The organism is Pseudomonas sp. EU05-FHT14B02 (assembly GCF_058791055.1).
Genome location: NZ_JBYTDD010000056.1, coordinates 1 through 4,743 on the forward strand (window position 1 = coordinate 1; position 4,743 = coordinate 4,743).

Annotated in this window: 4 protein-coding genes; 2 read left to right on the top strand and 2 right to left on the bottom strand. The window is 57.9% G+C overall.

All coding sequences use genetic code 11. The features are described 5' to 3' along the window. Both AC3WTM_RS29385 and AC3WTM_RS29390 read right to left on the bottom strand, forming a co-directional pair. A partial coding sequence (locus tag AC3WTM_RS29385) for a Rossmann-fold NAD(P)-binding domain-containing protein (RefSeq protein ID WP_492574117.1) occupies positions 1 to 665 on the bottom strand: 665 nt, incomplete at its 3' end. Positions 666 to 1,100: 435 nt separating this feature from the next. Then, on the bottom strand, positions 1,101 to 2,000 hold the full coding sequence (locus AC3WTM_RS29390; protein WP_102672896.1) for a LysR family transcriptional regulator: 900 nt from the start codon (positions 1,998 to 2,000) through the stop codon (positions 1,101 to 1,103). A 157-nt stretch (positions 2,001 to 2,157) separates the two neighbouring features. Between AC3WTM_RS29390 and AC3WTM_RS29395 the strand changes: the two genes are divergently transcribed. Next, entirely contained in the window at positions 2,158 to 3,339 is a 1,182-nt protein-coding gene (locus tag AC3WTM_RS29395) for an acyl-CoA dehydrogenase (RefSeq protein ID WP_008053124.1), read from the top strand. 11 nt (positions 3,340 to 3,350) lie between these two features. Next, on the top strand, positions 3,351 to 4,571 hold the full coding sequence (locus AC3WTM_RS29400; RefSeq protein ID WP_102672897.1) for a CaiB/BaiF CoA transferase family protein: 1,221 nt from the start codon (positions 3,351 to 3,353) through the stop codon (positions 4,569 to 4,571). Positions 4,572 to 4,743 lie beyond the last annotated feature (172 nt).

Sequence of the window (4,743 nt, forward strand, 5' to 3'; positions counted from 1 at the left end):
TCGCGCTCTTCATCGGTCTCGTAGGGCACGTCGACGAACTTGGCGCCGAGGGATTCGATCTGCTCTTTTACCGCCGGGCGCACGTCAGACGCTTCGATCACCGCCCCCAGGCGCTTGGCGGTAGCGATGGCCTGCAAGCCGGCTACACCGGCACCCAGAATCAGCACGCGCGCCGCTTTCACGGTGCCTGCAGCGGTCATCAGCATCGGCATGAAACGCGGGTAGTAGTGCGCGGCCAGCAACACAGCCTTGTAGCCGGCGATGTTGGCTTGCGACGACAGTACGTCCAGGCTCTGGGCGCGGGAGGTGCGCGGTGCGGCTTCCAGGGCAAAGGCGGTAATGCCGCATTCGGCCATTTTGGCGATGGTTTCATTGCTGAACGGATTGAGCATGCCCACCACTACGGTGCCGCTCTTGATCAGGGCGAGCTCGCTGTCGCTGGGGGCGACGACTTTGAGAATCAGCTCGGCACCAAACGCGTCGTTGGCGCTGCCAATGCTTGCGCCTGCCGCTTCATAGGCACTGTCGACAACGCTGGCATTAATGCCGGCGCCGCTTTGTACAGTGACCTTATGGCCCTGGCCGATCAGCTTCTTGATGGTTTCCGGGGTTGCAGCAACCCGTGTTTCACCGGTCTGGGTTTCGAGAGGAACACCAATGTGCACGTCAAATCTCCTGCGTGATCTTATTGAGTAAACCCATGCACTACGGATGGTGCGGCTGGGGCGGCCGATCAGCACGATCCCGCCAAATCAGGGCGGGGCGCGGCATTTTGCAGGCGAACTTTGTGCCCTTCAAGGGATTATGACGGGTGACGGAAAATTAACTACAAGTCACCCCGTGACCGAATGTCGCAACCAACCGGCTCAATCCCTTGCAGACCGTGCTTTTTAAGGATTCTGGCCGAAATTGAAGAATTTACACATCGGCCGTATGAATGATGCGGCATTGCCTCGAAATAGTGGCGCAAAGCCGCGTCATCAGGCGCTTGTGGGACGTTTGTACGACTTGTCGATACAGTTTGCTGCTATGCGACAAATACGTATATCTGTAGGGCTTTTATTTTACTGACTACGGGGTCAGGTAACCTTGTAGAGCCTTTATCCCTCTAGGCTGTAGCTGTACGCCTGATTTACCAACCAGTCGCGAAATGCCCTTAAAGACGCGGATTCGACCTTACGCTCAGGAATCATCAGGTAGTAAGCCTTGATGCTGGACAGTGCTTGGGGGTTGGCGATCACCAAGCGTTTCTCTTTCAACTCCCTTTGAATCAGGAACGGCGGAATCAGGGCAATGCCCATGTCGTGCATGGCTGCCTGGGCGAGCATGGAGAATAGCTCGTAGCGGGGGCCCGTCATGTCTCGCGGGACATTCAGGTGTTGGGAATCGAACCATTGGCGCCAGGCATAGGGGCGAGTGGTTTGTTGCAGAAGAGGCAAGTCGGCGATTTCCCCTGGCGTCAGACTGGTTTTGTTTTCGAGCAGGTTGGGGCTGCAAACGGGCATCGGATTTTCACCCATCAGCCTGTGGGATTCCGTACCCGACCAATCCGCGTCGCCGAAGTAGATGGCGGCATCAAAATCCGTGTCGGCGAACAGGAACGGCCGCGTGCGGTTGGTCAGGTTGACCGTCACTTCCGGGTGTTTCTGCTGGAAATCCTTGAGTCGCGGCAGCAGCCATTGGGTGCCGAAGGTCGGAACTACGGCCAGTTCGATCACGTTGGTGCCCTGCTGGCCCATCACGGACAAGGTGTCGCGCTCAACGGCATCGAGCTGAGTGGCCACCCGACGGCTGTAGGAGAGTCCGGCTTCCGTCAGCTTGACCCCGCGTCGCGAGCGTCGGAACAGTTCCACACTGAGGAACTCTTCAAGGCTGGCAATCTGTCGGCAAATCGCTCCCTGGGTCAGCGAAAGCTCCTGGGCGGCCTTGGTGAAGCTCTCGTGGCGCGCCGCGGCCTCGAAGCTGATCAGGGCGGTGGTGCTGGGTATCTTTCTGCGCATGTACGTCAACCTCACTAATGCATCGCATAAAAGCTCTTTTGCGACGTTTCGGAGTGAGAAATTAGCACAACAGTATGCAAAATCCTCGTTTGCCGTCGCGCCGATCCAGGCCTAGGATCAGTCCACGTTATTTGACCCGATTCGAGAGGACACACTCATGGGCGGTAAAGCTAGCTTCAACTGGATCGATCCCCTGCTGCTGGATCAACAGCTCACTGAAGAAGAACGAATGATTCGTGACACGGCTGCGCAATTCGCTCAGCAAAGCCTTGCGCCGCGCATCCTCGAAGCTTTCCGTCATGAGAAGACCGATCCGGCGATCTTTCGCGAAATGGGCGAAGTCGGCCTGTTGGGCGCAACTATCCCCGAGCAATACGGTGGCAGCGGCCTGAACTATGTCAGCTATGGCCTGATCGCCCGTGAAGTCGAGCGCATCGACTCCGGCTATCGCTCGATGATGAGCGTGCAGTCCTCGCTGGTGATGGTGCCAATCAATGAATTCGGTACCGAAGCGCAAAAGCAGAAGTACCTGCCGAAACTGGCGTCGGGCGAGTGGATCGGCTGCTTCGGCCTGACCGAGCCTAACCACGGCTCCGACCCGGGCGCGATGATCAGTCGTGCGCGCAAAGTGGAAGGCGGCTACAGCCTTACCGGCAGCAAGATGTGGATCACCAACAGCCCGATCGCCGATGTGTTCGTGGTTTGGGCCAAGGACGATGCCGGTGACATTCGCGGCTTCGTTCTGGAGAAAGGCTGGAAAGGTCTGAGCGCTCCGGCGATTCACGGCAAGGTGGGCCTGCGGGCATCGATCACCGGTGAAATCGTGATGGACAACGTGTTCGTTCCGGAAGAGAACATCTTCCCGGACGTCCGTGGTCTGAAAGGTCCTTTCACTTGCCTCAACTCGGCACGTTACGGCATCTCCTGGGGTGCGCTGGGTGCAGCCGAGTTCTGCTGGCACACTGCTCGCCAGTACACCCTGGATCGTCAACAGTTCGGTCGCCCACTGGCCGCTACCCAGTTGATCCAGAAGAAGCTGGCCGACATGCAGACTGAAATCACCATGGCGCTGCAAGGCTGCCTGCGTCTGGGTCGTATGAAGGACGAAGGTACCGCGGCGGTCGAAATTACCTCGATGATGAAGCGCAACTCTTGCGGCAAGTCCCTGGACATCGCGCGCATGGCTCGCGATATGTTGGGTGGCAACGGCATCTCCGATGAATTCGGTGTGGCGCGTCACCTGGTCAACCTGGAAGTTGTGAACACCTATGAAGGTACTCACGACGTCCATGCACTGATCCTCGGTCGTGCACAAACCGGCCTCCAGGCGTTCTATTAAGGAGAACGTCCATGGGCGCGCTATCGCATCTACGGGTACTGGATTTATCGCGGGTGCTGGCCGGGCCTTGGGCCGGGCAGATACTGGCCGACCTTGGCGCTGAGGTGATCAAGGTCGAGCGTCCGGGTAACGGCGATGACACACGCGCCTGGGGACCGCCGTTCCTTAAAGACGCTTATGGCGAGAATACCAGTGAGGCTGCTTATTACTTGTCGGCCAATCGCAACAAGCAATCTGTCACCATCGACTTCACTCGCCCTGAAGGGCAGAAGCTGGTGCGTGAACTGGCGGCCAAGTCGGACATCCTGATCGAGAACTTCAAGGTCGGCGGTCTGGCGGCTTATGGCTTGGACTATGAAACGCTGAAGACGATCAATCCGGATCTGATCTATTGCTCGATCACCGGGTTCGGCCAGACCGGTCCTTACGCCAAGCGTGCGGGTTATGACTTCATGATCCAGGGGCTCGGCGGCCTCATGAGTCTGACGGGGCGACCTGAAGGCGAAGAAGGTGCGGGGCCGGTGAAGGTTGGCGTGGCGCTGACAGACATCCTGACCGGGCTGTATTCGACTGTCGCGATCCTGGCTGCGCTTGCGCATCGGGATCACGACGGCGGTGGTCAGCATATCGATATGGCGCTGTTGGACGTACAGGTGGCTTGTCTGGCCAATCAGGCAATGAACTACCTGACGACAGGCAACGCGCCTAAACGCTTGGGTAATGCTCACCCGAACATCGTGCCTTATCAGGATTTTCCTACGGCGGATGGCGATTTCATCCTTACCGTCGGGAACGATGGTCAGTTCCGCAAGTTTGCGGAAGTGGCCGGGCAGCCGCAGTGGGCGGACGATCCGCGTTTTGCCACTAACAAGCTGCGGGTGGCAAACAGGGCAATACTGATTCCGCTGATCCGCCAGGCGACGGTGTTCAAGACTACCGCTGAATGGGTGGCTCAACTGGAACAGGCTGGCGTGCCATGCGGGCCTATCAATGACGTGGCCCAGATGTTTGCCGATCCTCAGGTCAAGGCGCGTGGGTTGGCTATCGAGCTGCCGCATGCGCTGGCCGGGATGGTGCCTCAGGTGGCGAGCCCGATTCGACTGTCGGAGACACCGGTGGAGTATCGTTTTGCGCCTCCTCTGCTGGGTGAGCACACGCTTGAAGTTTTGCAGCGTGTGTTGGGTCTGGATGCAGGGGTGGTGTCCGCATTCAAGGCTTCTGGCGTTCTCTGATGGGTCTCTTCTATATAGAGGGTGTTTCGGCTCCTCTATATAGGCACCCTTTTGGGGCGTTTTCTGCTTTCTGAAGCTTATTGATAGAAAAACTAAATCAGTGCTTGACGGCAGATTCTAGAGGCCTATAATTCGCCCCACTTCCGGCGCAGTCGAAACGGAAAACTCCTTG

Coding starts and splice junctions, on each gene's coding strand:
- AC3WTM_RS29390 (WP_102672896.1), bottom strand. CDS start 2,000: ATGCGCAGAAAGATACCCAGCACCACCGCCCTGATCAGCTTCGAGGCC.
- AC3WTM_RS29395 (WP_008053124.1), top strand. CDS start 2,158: ATGGGCGGTAAAGCTAGCTTCAACTGGATCGATCCCCTGCTGCTGGAT.
- AC3WTM_RS29400 (WP_102672897.1), top strand. CDS start 3,351: ATGGGCGCGCTATCGCATCTACGGGTACTGGATTTATCGCGGGTGCTG.